General features: G+C 41.4%; 19 protein-coding genes and 1 other annotated feature. Of the genes, 15 read left to right on the top strand and 4 right to left on the bottom strand.

Translation table 11 applies throughout. The features are described 5' to 3' along the window. Positions 1–199: 199 nt before the first annotated feature. Together ybjG and ABLA85_RS03985 are read left to right on the top strand one after the other, a co-directional pair. Positions 200–808 carry an undecaprenyl-diphosphate phosphatase gene (gene ybjG / locus ABLA85_RS03980; RefSeq protein ID WP_367961586.1) on the top strand — a complete coding sequence of 203 codons (609 nt, stop codon included), beginning with the start codon at positions 200–202 and terminating at the stop codon, positions 806–808. Positions 809–1589: 781 nt separating this feature from the next. Beyond that, entirely contained in the window at positions 1590–2894 is a 1305-nt protein-coding gene (locus tag ABLA85_RS03985; protein ID WP_367961588.1) for an HAAAP family serine/threonine permease, read from the top strand. A 124-nt stretch (positions 2895–3018) separates the two neighbouring features. Here the strand turns inward: ABLA85_RS03985 and ABLA85_RS03990 are convergent, their stop codons facing one another. Continuing rightward, positions 3019–4227 carry a serine hydrolase gene (locus tag ABLA85_RS03990; RefSeq protein ID WP_367961590.1) on the bottom strand — a complete coding sequence of 403 codons (1209 nt, stop codon included), beginning with the start codon at positions 4225–4227 and terminating at the stop codon, positions 3019–3021. A 164-nt stretch (positions 4228–4391) separates the two neighbouring features. Here ABLA85_RS03990 and ABLA85_RS03995 point away from each other — a divergent pair, with 164 nt between their 5' ends. After that, complete coding sequence (locus ABLA85_RS03995) at positions 4392–5012, top strand: glutathione S-transferase family protein (protein WP_367961614.1); 621 nt, start codon at positions 4392–4394, stop codon at positions 5010–5012. Here the strand turns inward: ABLA85_RS03995 and ABLA85_RS04000 are convergent, their stop codons facing one another. Continuing rightward, positions 5013–5864 carry an SDR family oxidoreductase gene (locus ABLA85_RS04000; RefSeq protein ID WP_367961592.1) on the bottom strand — a complete coding sequence of 284 codons (852 nt, stop codon included), beginning with the start codon at positions 5862–5864 and terminating at the stop codon, positions 5013–5015. A gap of 383 nt (positions 5865–6247) precedes the next feature. On the opposite strand from ABLA85_RS04000, the gene hisL reads away from it, so the two are divergent. The 9 genes from hisL to hisIE all read left to right on the top strand — a co-directional run bounded on the left by hisL (position 6248) and on the right by hisIE (position 13647). Then, on the top strand, positions 6248–6295 hold the full coding sequence (hisL, locus tag ABLA85_RS04005; protein ID WP_113967449.1) for a his operon leader peptide: 48 nt from the start codon (positions 6248–6250) through the stop codon (positions 6293–6295). Beyond that, positions 6271–6394: a sequence feature (His leader region), on the top strand. Its footprint overlaps the gene before it by 25 nt. A gap of 62 nt (positions 6395–6456) precedes the next feature. Further along, a complete protein-coding gene (hisG, locus tag ABLA85_RS04010; RefSeq protein ID WP_367961593.1) occupies positions 6457–7356 on the top strand; it encodes an ATP phosphoribosyltransferase in 900 nt (299 codons plus the stop codon). A 5-nt stretch (positions 7357–7361) separates the two neighbouring features. After that, entirely contained in the window at positions 7362–8735 is a 1374-nt protein-coding gene (hisD, locus tag ABLA85_RS04015; RefSeq protein WP_367961595.1) for a histidinol dehydrogenase, read from the top strand. 9 nt (positions 8736–8744) lie between these two features. Next, a complete protein-coding gene (gene hisC / locus ABLA85_RS04020) occupies positions 8745–9851 on the top strand; it encodes a histidinol-phosphate transaminase (RefSeq protein ID WP_367961597.1) in 1107 nt (368 codons plus the stop codon). After that, entirely contained in the window at positions 9848–10915 is a 1068-nt protein-coding gene (gene hisB, locus ABLA85_RS04025; protein ID WP_367961599.1) for a bifunctional histidinol-phosphatase/imidazoleglycerol-phosphate dehydratase HisB, read from the top strand. The genes hisC and hisB overlap by 4 nt, the downstream gene beginning before the upstream one ends. A 12-nt stretch (positions 10916–10927) precedes the next feature. Continuing rightward, the gene (gene hisH, locus ABLA85_RS04030) at positions 10928–11518 is read left to right on the top strand and encodes an imidazole glycerol phosphate synthase subunit HisH (protein WP_367961615.1); all 591 of its coding nucleotides are present in this window, start codon (positions 10928–10930) and stop codon (positions 11516–11518) included. A 4-nt stretch (positions 11519–11522) separates the two neighbouring features. Further along, positions 11523–12260 carry a 1-(5-phosphoribosyl)-5-[(5-phosphoribosylamino)methylideneamino]imidazole-4-carboxamide isomerase gene (gene hisA / locus ABLA85_RS04035; RefSeq protein WP_367961601.1) on the top strand — a complete coding sequence of 246 codons (738 nt, stop codon included), beginning with the start codon at positions 11523–11525 and terminating at the stop codon, positions 12258–12260. Next, a complete protein-coding gene (gene hisF, locus ABLA85_RS04040; protein ID WP_367961603.1) occupies positions 12242–13018 on the top strand; it encodes an imidazole glycerol phosphate synthase subunit HisF in 777 nt (258 codons plus the stop codon). Before hisA ends, hisF begins: the two co-directional genes overlap by 19 nt. Next, entirely contained in the window at positions 13012–13647 is a 636-nt protein-coding gene (gene hisIE, locus ABLA85_RS04045) for a bifunctional phosphoribosyl-AMP cyclohydrolase/phosphoribosyl-ATP diphosphatase HisIE (protein ID WP_367961604.1), read from the top strand. Before hisF ends, hisIE begins: the two co-directional genes overlap by 7 nt. A 161-nt stretch (positions 13648–13808) precedes the next feature. Here the strand turns inward: hisIE and yiaY are convergent, their stop codons facing one another. Beyond that, a complete protein-coding gene (gene yiaY, locus ABLA85_RS04050; RefSeq protein WP_367961607.1) occupies positions 13809–14960 on the bottom strand; it encodes an L-threonine dehydrogenase in 1152 nt (383 codons plus the stop codon). A gap of 337 nt (positions 14961–15297) precedes the next feature. Between yiaY and ABLA85_RS04055 the strand changes: the two genes are divergently transcribed. Next, entirely contained in the window at positions 15298–15423 is a 126-nt protein-coding gene (locus ABLA85_RS04055; RefSeq protein ID WP_367961608.1) for a hypothetical protein, read from the top strand. A gap of 110 nt (positions 15424–15533) precedes the next feature. On the opposite strand, the gene gndA is transcribed toward ABLA85_RS04055, so the two are convergent. After that, complete coding sequence (gndA, locus tag ABLA85_RS04060) at positions 15534–16940, bottom strand: NADP-dependent phosphogluconate dehydrogenase (RefSeq protein WP_367961609.1); 1407 nt, start codon at positions 16938–16940, stop codon at positions 15534–15536. A gap of 279 nt (positions 16941–17219) precedes the next feature. Between gndA and ABLA85_RS04065 the strand changes: the two genes are divergently transcribed. Both ABLA85_RS04065 and ABLA85_RS04070 read left to right on the top strand, forming a co-directional pair. Then, the gene (locus ABLA85_RS04065; RefSeq protein ID WP_367961610.1) at positions 17220–18800 is read left to right on the top strand and encodes a TerC family protein; all 1581 of its coding nucleotides are present in this window, start codon (positions 17220–17222) and stop codon (positions 18798–18800) included. 312 nt (positions 18801–19112) lie between these two features. Continuing rightward, on the top strand, positions 19113–19818 hold a 706-nt coding region (locus ABLA85_RS04070), incomplete at its 3' end, for a phage tail protein (RefSeq protein WP_367961613.1).

A 19818-nucleotide genomic window follows, 5' to 3' on the forward strand; every position in this document is an offset into this window, starting at 1 on the left:
TTACAGGAAAAGAACAGTTATAAGGAACATGCGCTCATCAATACATTATTTACTCACTTCAATTCTAATCAGTATTAAACAACATGACGAATTTAGGCGATATCTCTTTACTAAACCACATGATAAAATTATTGTTTTGCACAGTATTTGATAAAGCACGTTATCATATTCTTACTTCAATGCACGTGTGAGGCTCATTTTGCTAGAACAACTGAACCACGATTTGTTTACTCTTATCAATGCTACACCAGATTCATCACCAGGCATGATCATGTTTTCAATCTTTGTTGCAAAATATCTGGTGTATGTATACCCCATCACCTTGGCAGTTTGCTGGCTTTGGGGGGAAAAAGAAGCTATCTCACACCAGCGCATTGTTGTCAGTAAATCTTGTATTGCTTTTGCCTTTGCAATAACGGTTTCAGCAATTCTTGGAATGCTGGTTCCACATGCACGCCCTTTTGTTGAAGGTGTTGGTCATAATTTTCTCGCTCATGCGCCAACAGTTTCTTTCCCCAGTAACCACGGTACAGCCGTGTTTACTTTTGCATTAGCATTTATCTTCTGGCACCGCATCTGGTCAGGTTTTTGTCTGATGGTTATTGCCTGCGCTATTGTCTGGGCCAGAGTCTATGTCGGAGTTCACTGGCCAATTGATATGCTTGGCGCATTTTTGGTCAGCTTAATGGGATGTGCATTTTCCCAAATATTCTGGCACCTCTATGGAGCACGCTTGCAAAGCAAACTAACCTGCCTTTACCAATTCTGCTGTGCCTCTTTGATCAGAAGAGGTTGGGTACAAAGTTAAATCAAGCTCTCAACATAGCAACAGAAAATAGATCCCCCAGAGAATTAAGATCCTGTCGCTGGGGGAACTATGATTAAGAAAGTTTGATTTTTTTCATCCAACATCTTTTAAACATCAAAAAGATTATTAATTCATAATATTAATGAAACCAAAATCCCAATCATACAGCACACATTTCAAACCAAAATAAAAGTCACTATTATTTTACTGTTATTTCATACTGATACAGTAAAATACAGAGACAAGAATTTATAGCTAAAGAGATAAGGATTATATTAAGCCGGGACTGAAATCCCTCATAAAAAATAATATATTAATATTTTAATGAAAAATCAGGAATAGTAAACGAACATAGAATGTTGAAATCTAATTAATGATATTTATTATCCATTTTTTTATTCATACATCTTATTTAATATTTAATTAACATCATCATAAGAACTCATAACATATTAACTTTACGATATAAATCTTACAATTGCGAGAGCGATCACGGTACATTTTACTAAAAATAATTATATTCCCCCTACCAAAAGTCTGTGATTAAGTTTTTTTGATTTAAACATCAAAAATTAGAACTAAACTGGATCTCGAATCCTCTGCTTAAAATGACCATATTTTAGGCAATATTATTAATGTAGAAATAAAAGTGTTTAAATAAACATCAGAACAATATCTGACAATTTATTATTCATATAACGAATCCAACTCGCGCATTTTATTAATGTGCGGGTTTAGCAATTTTTAAATTTTACTTTACCGCGTTATTTCGGAGATATTTATGGACACATCTCAAACAGGTTCAATCGAATCCTCTGCTTTCAGCAAAAGCGATCACTCTACCTGGCGTAAATCAGACACTGTATGGATGTTAGGATTATATGGTACAGCCATTGGCGCTGGCGTTCTGTTTCTTCCCATAAACGCCGGTATTGGTGGGTTAATACCACTTATCATCATGGCACTGCTTGCACTTCCGATGACATTCTTTGCCCACCGTGGCATGTGTCGCTTTGTCCTGTCCGGCAAAAATAGCGGCGAAGATATCACTGGCGTGGTAGAAGAACATTTCGGTAAAGTTGCAGGTTTTTTAATCACCATTCTGTACTTCTTTGCAATTTACCCTATCCTGTTGGTTTATAGTGTTGCGCTAACCAATACGGTAGAAAGTTTTATTACCCACCAGCTACATATGGATGCTCCACCTCGTGCACTGCTGGCGCTGTTATTGATCCTGGGCGTTATGAGCATTATTCGTTTCGGCGAACAAATGATTGTCAAGGCAATGAGTGTCCTGGTATTCCCATTTGTCACCGTTTTGATGCTTCTGGCTCTGTATCTGATCCCCCACTGGAACACGGCTATCTTTGATACTTTATCACTGGAAAATGCCGCATCTTCAACCAATAGTCATGGCTTACTGTTCACCCTGTGGTTAGCGATTCCAGTAATGATTTTCTCTTTCAATCATTCCCCCATCATCTCTGCATTTGCTGTAGCAAAACGTGAAGAGTACGGTGAAAATGCGGAGAAAAAATGTTCACGCATTCTGGGCTATGCTCACATCATGATGGTACTGACGGTCATGTTCTTCGTCTTTAGTTGCGTACTAAGCCTGTCACCTGAAAATCTGGCAGAAGCCAAAGCACAAAACATTACTATTCTGTCTTATCTGGCTAACCATTTTAATGCACCAGTCATTGAATACATTGCACCATTCATTGCCTTTATCGCAATTACCAAGTCATTCCTGGGTCACTATCTGGGTGCCCGTGAAGGTTTTAATGGCATCATTAACAAGGCATTAAGCACGCAAGGAAAAACTATTCAGCACAAGACGCTGAATCGTATCACCAGTTTGTTCATGCTAATCAGTGCCTGGATTATTGCAACACTTAACCCAAGTATTCTGAACATCATTGAATCTCTGGGTGGGCCAATCATTGCCATGATCCTGTTCATCATGCCAATGTATGCTATTCATAAGGTTCCGGCTATGCGCAAATATGCAGGTAAGCCAAGCAATATCTTTGTGGTTGTTACAGGTTTAATCGCTATTTCAGCAGCCGTTTATTCTGTAATGTAATGAACCTATCAGGCAACTTTCTACGATCGTTACCCTGAAATAAATGCCAGCCACTTTTATCGTGGCTGGCATTTTTTTAACTTCTAACTATTTTCAAATTATTATATTTTTACTTAATCATTCATTAACTGAAAATTGAGTTAAACCAACCGCTGACGGTCAGTACAATAAAATCCCAAATGCGGCCAAAGAACCCCGTCTCCTCAACGGCTTCTTTTACTACCAGCGGGCGTTGTTCAATGACCTTGCCATCCAGCATAAAATTAACCGTTCCTACAACCTGGTTTTTTGTCAGTGGCGCTTCCAATGGCGTCTGATTCAGTGTAAAACTTGCTTTCAAATTACCCGACTGCCCACGTAAAACCGTAACTGCCGCATCTTTTTCTACCCCTAAAGTAACTTCCGGGCGAGTTCCATACCACACTCTTTCTGTTACTAGTACATCATTGGCTTTAAGTGGGATACTAGTTTCATAAAAACGGAAACCCCATGCCAGGAGCTTTTCACTGTCCACAAAACGCATTCGATCACTTGGAGCACCCAGAACAACTGAAATTAAACGCATTGGGCCTTCTGTTGCAGAGGCGACAAGATTATATCCTGCTCCGCTGGTATGGCCTGTCTTTATACCATCCACACTCATGTTTTGATTCCACAACAAACGGTTGCGGTTAGGCTGACGGATTTTGTTGAAAGTGAATTCTTTTTCTTTATTCAGTGCATATTCTTCTGGAACATCACGGATCATTGCCTGACCCAAAAGTGCCATATCACGAGCAGTACTATACTGACCGGCGGCATCTAAACCATGAACAGTCTTAAAATGAGTATTTGTTAGACCTAGCAATCGGGAGTATTTATTCATTAAATCAACAAAAGCATCCTGGCTACCTGCAACATAATCGGCAAGAGCAATGCTGGCATCATTACCAGACTGGATCACAATACCACGATTTAAATCAATGACTTTAACTCTATCTCCGGGTTTTAAAAACATCAGGGAAGACCCTTTAAGTACCGGATTACCTGTCGCCCAGGCATCTTTTCCGACAGTGACCAAATCCTCTTGGGAAATTTTGCCAGCCTTCATCGCCTGCCCAATCACATAGCTGGTCATCATCTTTGTCAGACTCGCAGGATCCAAACGCTCATCAGGGTTATTTGACGCCAGAATTTTTCCACTGGCATAGTCCATTAAAATATAAGCTTTAGCATCAATCTCTGGCGCAGTCGGTTCATTTATCGCGTATACGTTGGTACTTGCCAGCCAAAAAACACTTAGCCCCACTGTAAAAAACTTTATTATCTTTATCTGACCTCTTTTTTTCATCATCGATCGCCTTTTTTCTCTGACAGACAAAATATAAAACCCCTATTAATATAGGTTGTTATGGGATAAGACTCCAACCCAATAACGTAAAGATTTTCCTGTCATTCACATAAATTTATTGTCATATTATCAATAACTCAGAACGACATGATATTAAGGAGAAAATGATGCTGACAGTCTGGGGCCGTAAGAATTCATCAAATGTAAAAAAGGTTCTTTGGTGTCTGGAAGAATTAAAGATCCCATATCAGCAAATTGATGTTGGTGGAAAATTTGGCAAACTTGATGATCCAAAATATTTACACATGAATCCTAATGGCGTTATTCCATGTTTACAGGACGATGATTTTATCCTGTGGGAATCAAATGTGATTGTCCGTTATATTGCGGAAAAATTTGGCAAAGATATTCTTTACCCATCTGATATTAAAGAAAAATATAATGTTGAAAAATGGATGGATTGGATAGGCTGTAATCTCTTTCCTCCTATCAAACAACTCATGATAAACCTTGTCAGAACTCCAGAAGCACAACGCGATCAAAAAATCATTTCTCAAACATTTGCAGAGATAAAAAAACTACTGAAAATTACTGAAGAAACATTGGGCAAACAAACCTATCTTTCTGGTAATACATTTGGTATGGCCGATATCGCCCTTGCCCCCTTTGTCTACCTATGGATTAATATCGTGACAGAACGACCATCGCTGCCAAACTTAGAACGCTGGTATCAATTAATGACTGAAAGACCAGCGTTCCAAAAAATTGTTATGATTGAAATAAACTAATTACAAGCTCATCGGCATTCTACCGGGGTCTGGATATTGGTACTCGAACCCCAGCTCCCGGCAAATGCGACTTCCATCAACCGTTTTACATTTTCCAGTGTGATTTTCCACTTCCTCACCTTCCGATTGTAAAAATTCTGGCGGGGTCAAATTAAGCTGACGGCAGGCTTGTGAGTAAAACTCCGATCTTTTGGGATGTTCCGGAGCACACAAATTATAGATATTGCCTCCTTCAGAACGCTGAATAAGGAGTTTAATAGCAGAAATAGCATCATCCTGATGAACTAAATTAACTGCGTTTTCTCCCCCTGCAATCGCTTTCTGCCCTGACAAAAAACGTCCTGCATGGCGACCACTGCCTACCAATCCCGCCAGACGCAGGATATCAACAGATGTATTGGGTAATTGATGCAACCAGTTTTCCAACTCAACTAATGCCCTGGCAGATTGAGTTTCAGGAAACAATGGAGCATCTTCATTGAGATGGCCAATAGAAGAACCATAAACGGAAGTTGAGCTGGTAAAAATAATATGAGGGACAGAATACGAGAGCGCAGTATCAACAAGTAACTGTACTGCTCTGACATACTCTGCCCCACCTCCTGCAACTCTGCTGACAGGCAATGTCAGAACCAATACATCAACTGACATAATTTGCTCAAGTTTATCAGGTGTACAGATGATTTCAGGAGCCAAATTCAATAAATGGCAGTCAACTCCACACATACAAGCTGCTTCAACACCATCCGGGGTTGTTTTGCTACCGACTACCTGTATACTGCTCCGCTGCAAGGCTTGTGCCAGTGGCATTCCTAACCATCCCAGCCCAATAATTGAAACCTTTTTCACCATGATTCTCCCCAGCCCATATGATTTTGATTATTGAAGCAAATTACGCCTGTAAAGGATATCACCCGCTCACTTTCCTAAAGTGGATAAAAATAATTTTTATACAAAACAAAAGATTAATAGCAAAAAATAACTTTTTTTAAAAAAAGGTTGCTTTCCATATACAGGATCAGATAGGTTAAATAGCAGACAGCTAATTTCTTATATCTGTTAACATCTAACATATAGCAAGTATGTATATAAAGTTAAGCATAAAGTTTTCCTGAAGTCACAAAGTAGACCAAACATAAGTAACGCTAAACCCTGCCATTACTTACAAAACCGTGACTTGGAAGACAATAAATATACGCTTTATTAATCACGTATTCGACAGAGAGCACACTATTATGAATCGTATTCAATTTAACCATCACCACCATCATCATCCTGATTAGTCTTTCAGGCTGTTGTGTGCTGGAAGACGTTTAATAACTCTTCCGGTGGTGTGAATACGATAAAAAAACCCTCGGAAGATTTTCCGGGGGTTTTTTTATGCCCAACAGATTCCGAGTTACCTAAGTTTTAAATTTATATATTGATATAGGGTAGACATAACATGTTAGATAAAACTCGATTACGGATAGCTATGCAGAAATCAGGGCGCTTGAGTGATGACTCCCAGGCATTACTGGCGCGCTGTGGCATCAAAATCAATTTACAACAACAACGCCTGATCGCATTCGCAGAAAATATGCCCATTGATATCTTACGTGTCCGTGATGATGATATTCCTGGTCTTGTAATGGATGGTGTTGTCGATTTAGGTATTGTTGGTGAAAATGTACTCGAAGAAGAATTACTTAGTCGTCTCGCACAGGGAGATAGTCCGCAATATACCACACTGCGCCGCCTTGATTTTGGCAGTTGCCGCCTTTCTCTCGCCGCCCCTCTTGATTATGACTATACTGGCGTAGAATGTTTGCAAGACTCTCGTATCGCTACCTCTTACCCACACCTATTAAAACGCTATCTGGATCAAAAAGGCATTCAATTCAAACCCTGTCTTCTCAATGGCTCTGTTGAAGTCGCTCCCCGGGCAGGATTGGCCGATGCCATCTGTGATTTGGTATCAACTGGTGCAACATTGGAAGCAAACGGCCTGCGGGAAGTTGAAGTTATCTATCGTTCAAAAGCTTGTTTGATCCAACGTGATGGTGAAATGCCAGAAACAAAACAACAACTCATTAACAAGTTAATGATACGCATTCAAGGTGTCATTCAGGCTCGTGAATCCAAATACATCATGCTACATGCTCCAAGTGACAAGTTAGAAGAAATTATCTCATTACTGCCGGGCGCAGAACGCCCAACTATCTTGCCTCTGGCTGGAGCTCAAAACCGTGTCGCCATGCACATGGTCAGCAGTGAAACTCTGTTTTGGGAAACGATGGAAAAACTCAAGACACTGGGTGCCAGTTCCATTCTTGTTTTACCCATTGAAAAGATGATGGAGTAATCCTGATGAGTGCTAATCTTAATATAACCTTGAGCAATGCCGCTGATTTTAACACCATCATTCGCTGGCAAGAGTGTACACCGGAACAACAACAAATGCTGCTAACCCGCCCTGCTGTTGCCGCATCTAAAAATGTTGCCAGTACGGTAAAACAGATCCTGGAAACCGTCAAAGAGCACGGAGATAAAGTATTACGGGAACTTAGTCAACATTTCGATAATATCGCAGTTAATACCATCCAAATTTCTGTAGACGAAATTAACGCTGCAACCAAACGCCTGGCACCAGAAATCAAACAAGCTATGCAACAGGCCATGAACAATATCCACCTGTTCCATGAAGCACAAAAACCAACAGTAATTGAAGTAGAAACTATACCCGGTGTGTACTGCCAACAAATTACACGACCAATTGATTCAGTAGGGCTATACATCCCCGGAGGTTCCGCGCCATTACCTTCCACTGTGCTAATGCTCGGCACTCCCGCCCGTATCGCAGGATGCCGTAAAGTAATTTTATGTTCTCCACCACCGATTGCTGATGAAATACTCTACGCTGCCCAATTATGCGGTATCAGCGAAATATTTCAGATTGGTGGTGCTCAAGCCATTGGAGCAATGGCATTTGGTACAGAATCCATCCCTAAAGTGGATAAAATTTTTGGTCCAGGTAGTGCATGGGTCACCGAAGCCAAACGACAAGTAAGCCAACACCTTGATGGTGCAGCCATTGATATGCCCGCTGGCCCCTCAGAGGTACTGGTAATTGCAGACAATAGTGCTAATCCCACATTTACCGCAGCAGACCTACTTTCACAAGCAGAACATGGCCCAGATTCCCAAGTCATATTGGTCACACCTGACGAAAATTATGCCAAACAGGTCATTCGTGAAATCGAGAAACAACTCCTCACGCTGCCACGTCAACAAATCGCTATTCAGGCCTTACAATCCAGCCGTATCATTGTCACTGCTAATATTGACCAATGTGTGACAATCAGTAACCAATATGGCCCAGAGCATTTGCTCATCCAAACGCAGCAACCAGAACAGCTTGTAGACAAAATAACCAATGCTGGCTCCATTTTCCTTGGCAACTGGTCGCCTGAATCTGCGGGAGATTATGCTTCTGGTACAAATCACGTATTACCAACTTATGGTTATACCTCAACCTACTCAAGCCTCGGTTTGGCTGATTTCCTGAAAAGAATGACAGTTCAGAAACTCACACCACAAGGTTTAAAAAAACTTGCACCAACTATAGAAACACTGGCACAGGCAGAACAACTCACTGCGCACAAGAATGCGGTCACATTACGTATAACTGCCCTGAACAGTACAGATAATGCAGACAACGCCGACACTCAACCCAAAGCTTAAGGAGCAATAATGAGCACTGTTTTTGATGTCAATTTACTGGCAAGAGAAAATATCCGCAAATTAGTCCCTTATATGTCAGCCCGTCGTCTGGGTGGCAATGGTGATATTTGGTTAAATGCCAACGAATATCACACCGCCCCTGATTTCCAATTCTCGGAAAAAACGCTCAACCGCTATCCTGAGTGCCAACCTGTAACGGTTATTCGGCGTTATGCAGATTACACAAACCTGCAACCAGAACAAGTGCTTGTCAGCCGTGGAGCAGATGAATCGATAGAGCTGCTGATCCGCGTTTTCTGCGAACCGGGTAAAGATGCCGTTCTGTTTTGCCCCCCAACATACGGTATGTACAGTGTCAGCGCTGAAACCTTCGGTGTTGAGCAGAAAAAGATCCTCAGCAGTACTGACTGGCAGCCAAATATTACAGCAATCCAAAATAATCTGGATCGCGTCAAATTGATCTATATCTGCAACCCGAATAATCCAACAGGTAATCTGATTGATCCCGCTGCATTACTCCAGATCCTCGAACTTGCCCGCAATCGTGCCATTGTTGCCATTGATGAAGCCTATATCGAATTCAGCCCGCAAAATACTACCATTCACTGGCTAAAAAAGTATCCACACTTGGTGATTTTGCGAACCCTCTCGAAAGCTTTTGCTTTAGCAGGGCTACGTTGTGGATTTACTCTGGCTTCTGCCGATATTATCGCGCTAATGTTGAAAGTGATTGCTCCTTATCCACTTGCTACGCCTGTTGCAGATATCGCAGCACAGGCACTAACTGCAACAGGTATTCGCGCAATGCAAAACCGGGTGGAAGAAATTATTGCTAATCGTGCTTATCTACAAACAGCACTTGATGAACTGATATTGGTGGAAAAGGTATTTCCCAGTGAAGCCAACTATATCCTGGTGAGATTCACCAATGCTGAATTAGTATTCAGAGCATTATGGGATCAGGGCATTATCCTGCGCGATCAACAAAAACAACCGGGATTAGGAAATTGCTTACGTATTACTGTTGGCGACCGTAGTGAATGTGAGCGGCTTGTCAATGCCATTGCTACTCTTTGCAAACAAACTCAACAAGTACAGGAAACAGAAAATCCATGAGCCAGAAATTGCTTTTCATTGACCGCGATGGAACATTGATTACTGAACCACCAACTGACTATCAAGTCGATCGCTTTGATAAATTAGCATTTGAAGCTGGAGTGATCCCTGCTCTACTAACCCTGCAAAAATCCGGTTACAAACTAGTTATGGTCACTAACCAAGATGGATTAGGTACAAACCGTTTTCCACTAGCTGCTTTTGATCCCCCCCATGCTCTGATGATGCAAATTCTTACTTCACAAGGTATTCAGTTTGAAGAGGTATTAATCTGTCCTCACAAACCGGAAGATAACTGTGATTGCCGCAAACCAAGACTCGGTTTGGTCGAGAAATATCTGGCAAATGGTGTTATGGATACCAAAAACAGTTACGTGATTGGTGATCGGGAAACTGACCTGCAATTAGCCCGCAATATGGGCATACAAGGTATTCGTTACCAAGCTGATTCACTGGGCTGGTCAGCTATTTGTGAACAGTTGACTCGTAAAGATCGTTATTCCAGCGTAAACCGTAAAACGAAAGAAACTGCGATCAATATTGAAATTTGGCTGGATCGAGAAGGAGAGAGTCGCATTAATACAGGCGTCGGTTTCTTTGATCATATGCTGGATCAGATCGCCACTCATGGTGGTTTTCGCATGAACATTCAAGTTGATGGTGATCTTTATATTGATGATCATCACACTGTTGAAGACACCGGTCTGGCGTTAGGGGAAGCTCTAAAACAAGCATTAAGTGATAAACGTGGTATTGCCCGTTTCGGATTTACGCTTCCAATGGACGAATGTCTTGCCCGTTGCGCCCTGGATATCTCCGGCCGACCGCACCTTGAATATAAAGCTGAATTTAAACATCAACGTGTTGGGGATTTAAGTACAGAAATGATCGAACATTTTTTCCGTTCTCTCTCTTATACAATGGGATGTACCTTACACCTGAAAACTAAAGGTAATAACGATCACCATCGTGCCGAAAGCCTGTTTAAAGTTTTTGGCCGCGCCCTAAGACAAGCTATCCGTATAGAAGGTGATACTTTGCCCAGCTCTAAGGGTGTCTTATAAGAGAAAATGATGATGAAAGTGGTTATTTTGGATACAGGCTGTGCCAACCTTGCTTCGGTTGCCTATGCTGTTCGTCGGTTAGGCTATGCACCTGTAATTAGCCGTGATGCAGATATTGTTAAATCAGCCGAGAAACTGCTCTTACCGGGTGTAGGCACAGCAACTGCCGCAATGGATCAACTTCAACAACGGGAATTGATCTCCCTGATCACTTCTCTCACTCAGCCAGTATTAGGGATCTGTCTGGGTATGCAACTTCTGGCTGAAACCAGCGAAGAAGGCGGTAATATCTCATTACTCAAGTTAATCCATTCTTCTGTCAAAAAAATGGCAACTTCTGGTTTGCCATTACCACACATGGGATGGAATCAAGTTAATGCTCTCGCCGGGCATCCCTTATTCCACAATATTAAAAATAATACTTATTTCTATTTCGTACACAGTTATGCCCTGCCTGTTGGCGAACACACTATTGCTCAAACGAATTATGGCAATCCATTCAGTAGTGTAATTGCAAAAAACAATTTCTTGGGTGTGCAATTTCACCCTGAGCGATCCGGCGCGGCAGGAGCACAGCTATTGAAAAACTTTCTGGAGATGTAATCGCATGATTATACCTGCATTAGATCTAATCGATGGCAACGTTGTGCGTTTGCATCAAGGTGATTATGACCAACGCCGGGATTATGGAAATTCTCCCTTATCCCGTTTACAGGAATATGAACAAGCAGGTGCCAAGCTATTGCATCTGGTGGATTTGACCGGAGCAAAAAATCCCGCAAAACGCCAAATTACATTGCTGCGTAAGCTACTGGCAGGTATTTCCATTCCTGTACAAGTCGGTGGCGGTATCCGCTCAGAAAACGATGTCAAAGCGCTCTTTGAAGCCGGAGCAAGTCGGGTAGTTATTGGCTCAACTGCGGTCACTCAACCAGAATTAGTTAAGCAATGGTTTCAAGATTACGGAGCAGAAACCATAGTGCTGGCACTGGATATCCGCATCAATACAGAGGGTGCTAAGCAAATTGCTATCAGCGGTTGGCAGGAAAACAGTAAGGCCACACTTGAACAAATTGTTGAGCAATATCTTCCCGTTGGCCTAAAGCATGTGCTATGTACCGATATTTCCCGTGATGGCACACTGAATGGTTCTAATATTTCGCTATATCAGGAAATCAGCCAGTGCTATCCACAAATCGCATTTCAAGCATCCGGAGGAATCGGTAGCCTTGCCGATATTTCTCCCCTGCCTGCATCTGGTGTTGCAGGTGTGATCGTTGGTCGTGCGTTACTTGAAGGGAAATTTACACTGAGGGAGGCTATTCAATGTTGGCAAAACGCATAATCCCTTGCCTTGATGTACGCGATGGACAAGTGGTTAAAGGAGTACAATTTCGCAATCATGAGATTATTGGAGACATCGTTCCCCTTGCACAACGCTACGCCCAAGAAGGTGCAGACGAGCTGGTATTTTACGATATTACCGCCTCTTCTGATGGCCGTATAGTCGATAAAAGCTGGGTGGCGAAAGTAGCTGAAGTGATTGATATCCCTTTTTGCGTTGCTGGTGGGATCAAAACCGTCGAAGATGCAGGAAAAATCTTATCATTCGGTGCAGATAAAATATCTATTAATTCCCCTGCCTTGGCAAATCCTTTTTTGATTAACCGTCTGGCTGATCGCTATGGAGTTCAGTGTGTCGTGATCGGTATCGATACATGGTTTGATGAAAAAAACAATAGCTATCAAGTGTACCAATTTACCGGAGATGAAAAACGCATTATCGCAACTTCATGGCAAACATTAGATTGGGTCAAAGAAGTACAACAACGTGGGGCCGGTGAAATTGTCCTAAACATGATGAATCAGGACGGGGTTCGTAATGGTTATGATCTCACTCAGCTTAAACTGGTTCGGGAAGCCTGCTCTGTCCCCTTGATTGCTTCCGGTGGTGCAGGTGCCCCAATACATTTTCTAGACGCCTTCAAAATAGCGAATGTTGATGGTGCCTTAGCCGCTTCCGTTTTTCACAAACAGGTCATCAACATTGGTGAACTGAAACAGTATCTGGCAGCACAAGGGGTTGAAATAAGAACATGTTAACGATACCACCATTAACACAACAAGAAATCGAAAAATTAGATTGGGAAAAAGTCGATAACCTCATGCCCGTTATCGTACAACATGCAGTGTCTGGTACAGTGTTGATGATGGGTTACATGGATCAGGAAGCACTGAATGTGACGTTAAGTTCAGGCAAAGTTACCTTTTTCTCACGCACTAAACAACGGTTATGGGCTAAAGGTGAAAGCTCCGGCAATTTTCTGGAATTAGTTGAAATTCACTCTGACTGTGATAAAGATACTCTCCTTATCCTTGCCAGTCCTATCGGTCCAACCTGCCATAAAGGCACTGAAAGCTGTTTTGCTTCCGCACAAACAGAATGGGGTTTTCTTTACCAACTGGAACAGTTAATAGCAAGTCGAAAAAATTCGTCCCCGGATAGCTCCTATACTGCCCGCCTGTACGCTAGTGGGACAAAACGCATTGCGCAAAAAGTGGGAGAAGAAGGTATAGAAACAGCATTAGCAGCAACCGTTAATGATAAAGAAGAACTCACCAATGAAGCTGCGGATTTGATTTATCATCTGTTGGTATTACTACAAGATCAAGATTTGGATCTCAGTTGTGTCATCCGCCAATTGCAAAAAAGGCATTCAATTAAGGAATAGTTTTTAAGAAATAACTTTTAAAGAATCGTTTTCTAAACAGGAATCAAGGTTCGAAAATACTGCCACTTCGTTAATTTACCTGAATAAAACGAAGTGGCTTTTTACTAAATCTTACCCTTACTAGGTAAGATAGCAGAGTTTATGAAAAATGTTATGAATCACTACATTGCTTCTTCGAAAATAGCAACAATCTCTTCATGTGATGCCTGAATCGGATTGGTGAAACCACAAGCATCTTTTAAGGCATTAGCTGACAATGTTGGGATATCTTCTGATTTAACATTCAGTTCAGCTAATCCCGCCGGGATATTGACATCTTTTGCCAGTCGGCTGATCTCTTGAATACATACTTCCGCACCCTCTTGGTCATCGACATTCGCAACATTGGCTCCCATCGCAGCAGCAATATCTTTCAAGCGAGATGCTGCGGCCTTGGCATTAAAACGCTGTACATGAGGTAATAACACCGCATTACAGACACCATGTGGCAGATCATAGAAACCACCTAATTGATGCGCCATCGCGTGAACATAACCCAAAGAAGCATTGTTGAATGCCATACCCGCTAAGAACTGGGCATAAGCCATATTTTCACGCGCTTCTACATCACTGCCATTTTCAACAGCACGACGCAAATAGCGGCTGATCATTGTTACCGCTTTTAACGCACAAGCATCAGTGATCGGATTAGCCGCTATAGATACATAGGCTTCAATCGCATGAGTCAATGCATCCATACCCGTCGCAGCCGTCAGTCCTTTTGGCATTCCAATCATCAATGCAGGATCATTAACTGATAAGATCGGGGTCACATTTTTGTCCACAATTGCCATTTTAATATGGCGATCTATATCTGTGATAATACAAAAACGTGTCATTTCGGAAGCTGTCCCTGCCGTGGTATTAATCGCTATCAGCGGCAATTGAGGTTTTGCAGAGCGATCAACACCTTCATAATCACGAATATCACCACCATTTGCAGCCACTAACGCGATACCTTTCGCACAATCGTGCGGTGAACCACCCCCCAGAGAAATGACAAAATCACAATCATGCTGACGCAGAATAGCCAGACCTTGTTCGACATTAATCGTAGTTGGGTTCGGATTCGTTCTATCATAAACTGCACTTTTTATTCCTACATCAGTCAATAACCTCTGAACTTTCCCAACAACACCAATCTCGTTCAGTACACAGTCAGTAACGATTAAAGCCTGTTTGTAGCCATAAGTTTTCACTAACTCAACGGCTTCATTCAAGCATCCCATACCGATTTTATTCACCGGCGGGATAAAGAAAGTTGATATTGCCATTAGGAACTCCTTAAATTTTTCTGAGGTATCTCAAATCCTGATGTAAGAGAGGTGGTTTACAATCTGTCATTTATCTGCATCAGTAATTTTGACTCATATCAATAACCTCTAGTGTAGGATTAAAAAATAAACTGAAATTCACTAAAGCTAAAAAAATAAAAATTTATTTTAAGATGAGCCAAATACAGGATTAAACATTCAAAGCGCCACCGGATAGCACTCAGGTATCGCCATGCCGGAATTAGTCACATTTTAAATGCCTCTAGTTAACCAGAAACTCATTAAATAAAATTTATATTTTGCTATAATTTAACCAGACAAAATAGGTGATTATTCTATGAATAATATTTTTATTCTGGTAATAATTGGGCTGGTAGTTATCTGCATTATTGTGATGCATCACGTTTTTGATGCAAATATGGCTCACTGGCTGGTGCAATTTGCTGAATGGTTGGTGAGATAGAGATCATTTTCTTAATATATTGTTTATTAAAAAAATTCTTCTACAAAAAAGGGGCTGAAAACTCAGCACCCCATCATTTTTAAAGTTAAGTTTTTATAGATACCTAACTATTATGATAACCATTCAGTATGAAACACACCTTCTTTATCGATACGCTTATAGGTATGCGCTCCGAAATAGTCACGCTGTGCCTGAATCAGGTTGGCAGGCAAAACGGCCGAGCGATAGCTGTCGTAATAAGAAATAGCCGCAGAGAAAGTGGGTGTTGGAATACCATTTTGCACACCATAAGAAACAACATCACGTAGAGCTTGCTGATATTCATCAGCGACTTGTTTAAAGTAAGGTGCCAGCAACAGGTTAGCAATATCTTGGTTTTCGTTGTAAGCATCCGTGATTTTTTGCAAGAATTGCGCACGAATAATACAGCCAGCACGGAAGATCTTGGCAATCTCACCGTAGTTCAAATCCCAGTTGTATTCATCAGAAGATGCTTTCAACTGTTGGAAGCCTTGCGCATAAGAAACGATTTTACCTAAATACAAAGCACGACGAACTTTCTCAATAAATTCTGATTTATCACCTTTAAATGGCTCGGCTTCTGGCCCTGACAGAACTTTAGATGCAGCTACTCGCTGATCTTTTATAGAAGAGATATAACGCGCGAAGACAGATTCAGTAATCAACGTGACTGGAACGCCCAGATCCAGAGAACTCTGACTCGTCCATTTACCAGTCCCTTTATTAGCTGCTTCATCCAGGATCACATCTACCAGATATTTACCTTCTTCATCTTTCTTATTGAAGATATCAGAAGTAATTTCAATTAGATAACTACTCAGTTCACCCTGATTCCAATCATTGAATACATCCGCCAGTTCCTGATTGCTCAGATTCAGTGAATGTTTCAACAGAGAATAAGCTTCAGCAATTAGCTGCATATCACCATACTCAATGCCATTGTGAACCATCTTCACGTAGTGACCTGCTCCATCTGGGCCAATATAAGTCACACAAGGCTCACCATCTGCTTGAGCAGCAATCTCTTTCAAAATCGGTGCAACCAGTTCATAAGCTTCTTTCTGACCACCCGGCATAATTGAAGGACCTTTTAATGCACCTTCTTCACCACCGGAAACCCCTGTACCAATAAAGTTAAAACCTTGAGCGGATAATTCACGATTACGGCGGATAGTATCCTGAAAATAGGTGTTGCCACCATCGATCAGAATGTCACCCTTATCCAAATGCGGCGTCAGAGATGCAATGGTTTTATCCGTAGCTTCACCTGCCTTAACCATTAACAGAATACGACGTGGCCTTTCCAGCGAATCGACAAACTCTTCAATGGAATAACTTGGAACTAATTTTTTCCCTGGATTTTCAGCGATAACTTCATCAGTTTTATCGCTGGAGCGGTTAAAAATTGATACAGAGTAACCACGGCTTTCAATATTCAACGCCAGATTGCGTCCCATAACCGCCATACCGACAACACCGATCTGTTGCTTGGACATGAATAACTCCCGTCTGATAATGACTTGCTGCCTGCCAAAACGTTGTACATGTAACAATATCGCGTACAACAAAATATAGTAGACAATTTGTTAATGAGATCACATGTTAACTCAGGAATGGGTATCGGGGATAGTTATTGATGCAACCGATATTGTGATACTGTTTTTTTGCTGAAAAAATTTCCAACTGCAATAAATCGCCTATTGATATTTTGACAATCAATCCTCATTATTCAGAGGTCGGCACAAGCCGTCACAGTAAAAGGTAAAATAAACTATATGGAATGGATCGCTGATCCAACGATATGGGCAGGTCTGGCCACACTTATCGTTTTAGAAATTGTTCTCGGAATTGACAACTTAATCTTTATTGCCATTCTGGCAGATAAACTCCCTGAAAAACAGAGAGATAAAGCCCGTCTCACTGGTTTGTCCTGTGCTCTGCTGATGAGGTTGCTCTTATTATTCAGCCTTTCCTGGCTTATTTCTCTGACAACACCATTGCTGACCTTGTGGGATCATCCATTCAGTGCCCGTGATTTAATTATGCTGGTTGGGGGAATGTTCCTACTATTTAAAGCCACAATGGAGTTGAATGAACGGCTGGAAGGAAAAATCCTGCATACCAATCAACAGCGTAAAGGAACAAGTTTTTGGGCGGTTGTAGTACAGATTATTGTCTTAGATGCTGTTTTCTCACTGGATTCCGTTATTACTGCTGTGGGTATGGTTAATCATATTGGTATCATGGTTACTGCGGTTATCATCGCCATGATCCTGATGATATGGGCCAGTAAGCCTCTGACAAAGTTTGTTAATGCTCATCCTACCATCGTAATACTGTGCCTCAGTTTTCTATTGATGATTGGGTTCAGCCTGCTCGCCGAAGGATTTGGCTACAAAATACCCAAAGGCTATCTTTATGCTGCCATTGGCTTCTCTATTATGATCGAAGCACTAAATCAATTCGCCCACTTCAATCGTCGCAAATTTCTGAGTGCTTCACGCTCACTGCGCGAGAGAACCGCAGAAGCTGTCCTCCATATTTTAAATGGCAGACGTGAAAGTGCGGATTTGGATAACCATACTTCCAGTTTGATCGCGGATCATGAAGAGCATAAAGAAGTTTTTGAACCACAAGAACGGCAAATGATTGCCCGCGTTTTTAGTCTCGCACAACGTACAGTCAGCAGCATCATGACCTCACGCCACGACGTGGTTTACCTTGATGTTCACTCACCGACTGACAAACTGGCTGTATTACTGGAGCAAAAACCACACACTCGGATTGTCGTCACGGATGAAAAAACCAGTGATGAACCGCTGGGTGTAGTTCATGTGATTGATATCCTTAATCAACAACTCACTCATAAGACATTTAATTTGCGGCAATTAGTACAACAGCCTTTGATTTTCCCTGAATCTCTCTCTTTACTTCAGGCGTTAGAACAATTTCGTCAAGCACAAACTCATTTTGCTTTTGTTGTTGATGAATTTGGCTCCGTTGAAGGTATTGTCACAGTCACAGATGTAATGGAAACCATCACAGGAAACTTGCCTGTAGGTAGTGGAGAGATTGATGCTCGCCATGATATTCAGGTCACAGAAGAAGGGCATTGGATTGCTAATGGATTTATGCCGCTGGATGATCTGATACTTTATATTCCACTACCACTGGATGAAAAACGCGAATACCAAACACTGGCGGGCCTGTTAATGGAACATCTACAACATATTCCACAACAAGGGGAACAACTACAGATTGGCGATTATCTTTTTGAACCACTGGAAATCACTAGTCATCGCATTAACAAAGTGAAAATCACCTTGCTCAAAGTAGAAGAAGAGGTGAAAGAATAATTTACTCAGTGAGACACATCATTTACTGACAAAAACCGACACTATGTCGGTTTTTTCATTTCTGACAAATTTCATTATTTTGATTTAATTTGAATTTCCAGATAATTAATCCGCTTAATCTTGCAGATGCAATGTATGTCTCATATAGGCAGGACCTGCCTACATTTCTCCACGAACACATGTTTACCAAAACAATGAGCTTATTAAACAGTCAACTGTTATAGCTCAGGCAAATGCTACAGGGACTTGTGTTGTAACAGGCGGGTTTGTGAATTATTCCATTGACTTGTCATTGATAAATAAGGGGATTACATGAGTACGAAATATTTTTCATTGTTGACAGATTCAGGTGCCAATAAGCTGGAAAACGCTGCAACCTCAGGTAACAAGCTTGAAATTACACACATGGCAGTTGGCGACGGAAATTTGCCAACACCTAATACTAATCAAACTCAATTGATTAACGAAAGATATCGTGCAGAAATTGACAGATTATTCATTGATCCTAAGAACCCTAACCAAATTGTTGTTGAACAGGTACTCCCAGAAGATGAGGGTAGTTGGTGGATCCGTGAAATAGGTCTGTTTGATAAAAGTGGTACGCTAGTTGCTATCGGAAACTGTGCTGAACTGTACAAATCACAGATGCATGAACAAACAATTCGTATGCTATTACCTATTGATAACATAAATTTGGTAGGTTCGTTTGAAGAATTATTTTCTGGCTTAGCAACTCGCAGATATGTAAGGGACAGAATCAGAGACCATGCAGAAAGCCGTAACCATCCAGATGCCACATTGAAAAACAAAGGATTTGTTATTTTAAGTAATGCTGTAAACAGTGACAGTGAAGCCCATGCAGCAACATCAAAAGCCGTGAAATCAGCTAATGAGTTAGCCCAAAAAGCCTATGATTTAGCTAATCCAGAAAATACTAAGAAGAAATGGGTGCCATTAACCCGCCGTGTCAACGACAAAGCGCTGGACAATGACATCACCCTGACTGCCACCGATGTCG

Source organism: Xenorhabdus sp. SGI246 (genome assembly GCF_040838225.1).
GTDB classification, from domain to species: domain Bacteria; phylum Pseudomonadota; class Gammaproteobacteria; order Enterobacterales; family Enterobacteriaceae; genus Xenorhabdus; species Xenorhabdus indica.

Excerpts from the sequence above, each read along its gene's own strand:
- hisA (WP_367961601.1), top strand. The coding sequence starts at position 11,523 with ATGATTATACCTGCATTAGATCTAATCGATGGCAACGTTGTGCGTTTG.
- gndA (WP_367961609.1), bottom strand. The coding sequence starts at position 16,940 with ATGTCCAAGCAACAGATCGGTGTTGTCGGTATGGCGGTTATGGGACGC.
- ABLA85_RS04065 (WP_367961610.1), top strand. The coding sequence starts at position 17,220 with ATGGAATGGATCGCTGATCCAACGATATGGGCAGGTCTGGCCACACTT.
- hisF (WP_367961603.1), top strand. The coding sequence starts at position 12,242 with ATGTTGGCAAAACGCATAATCCCTTGCCTTGATGTACGCGATGGACAA.
- hisG (WP_367961593.1), top strand. The coding sequence starts at position 6,457 with ATGTTAGATAAAACTCGATTACGGATAGCTATGCAGAAATCAGGGCGC.
- hisD (WP_367961595.1), top strand. The coding sequence starts at position 7,362 with ATGAGTGCTAATCTTAATATAACCTTGAGCAATGCCGCTGATTTTAAC.
- ABLA85_RS04000 (WP_367961592.1), bottom strand. The coding sequence starts at position 5,864 with ATGGTGAAAAAGGTTTCAATTATTGGGCTGGGATGGTTAGGAATGCCA.
- hisB (WP_367961599.1), top strand. The coding sequence starts at position 9,848 with ATGAGCCAGAAATTGCTTTTCATTGACCGCGATGGAACATTGATTACT.
- yiaY (WP_367961607.1), bottom strand. The coding sequence starts at position 14,960 with ATGGCAATATCAACTTTCTTTATCCCGCCGGTGAATAAAATCGGTATG.
- ABLA85_RS03995 (WP_367961614.1), top strand. The coding sequence starts at position 4,392 with ATGCTGACAGTCTGGGGCCGTAAGAATTCATCAAATGTAAAAAAGGTT.
- hisIE (WP_367961604.1), top strand. The coding sequence starts at position 13,012 with ATGTTAACGATACCACCATTAACACAACAAGAAATCGAAAAATTAGAT.
- ABLA85_RS03985 (WP_367961588.1), top strand. The coding sequence starts at position 1,590 with ATGGACACATCTCAAACAGGTTCAATCGAATCCTCTGCTTTCAGCAAA.
- hisH (WP_367961615.1), top strand. The coding sequence starts at position 10,928 with ATGAAAGTGGTTATTTTGGATACAGGCTGTGCCAACCTTGCTTCGGTT.
- ABLA85_RS03990 (WP_367961590.1), bottom strand. The coding sequence starts at position 4,227 with ATGATGAAAAAAAGAGGTCAGATAAAGATAATAAAGTTTTTTACAGTG.
- ABLA85_RS04055 (WP_367961608.1), top strand. The coding sequence starts at position 15,298 with ATGAATAATATTTTTATTCTGGTAATAATTGGGCTGGTAGTTATCTGC.
- hisC (WP_367961597.1), top strand. The coding sequence starts at position 8,745 with ATGAGCACTGTTTTTGATGTCAATTTACTGGCAAGAGAAAATATCCGC.